1 protein-coding gene is annotated in these 442 nt (G+C 45.7%); it reads left to right on the top strand.

The features are described 5' to 3' along the window. On the top strand, window positions 1-412 hold a 412-nt coding region (locus ASC50_RS04680; protein WP_158648447.1), incomplete at its 5' end, for a pseudouridine synthase. Window positions 413-442: the final 30 nt, after the last annotated feature.

The following is a 442-nucleotide window of genomic DNA, read 5'->3' as shown; positions in this document are numbered from 1 at the left end:
GTTGGATAGAAACACGACCGGCGTGCTCCTGCTGACCAACGATGGCGATTTGGCGTCTAAATTGACCCATCCGAAATTTGAGAAAAAGAAAATTTACCACGTCTGGTTGGACAAAGATGTGAGCATCGAAGACATGGAAAAACTCGCGAAAGGCATTGAGTTAGACGATGGCGAAATTCACGCTGATGCAGTCAGTTACGTCACCGAAGATGCGCGCGACCAGGTTGGCATCGAAATCCACTCCGGTCGCAACCGTGTGGTGCGCCGTATGTTTGAAAGTCTTGGCTACCATGTCAACAAATTGGACCGTGTCTATTTTGCCGGTATGACAAAGAAAAATTTGAAACGCGGTCATTGGCGTTATCTCACTGAACCGGAGGTAAATATGCTACGACAGGGGAGATTTGAATAAGTAGAAACTTAAAAAAAAGAGCTTTTATGT

This window comes from Candidatus Symbiothrix dinenymphae (genome assembly GCF_001431085.1).
This window is presented reverse-complemented; position numbering and strand designations above follow the sequence as displayed.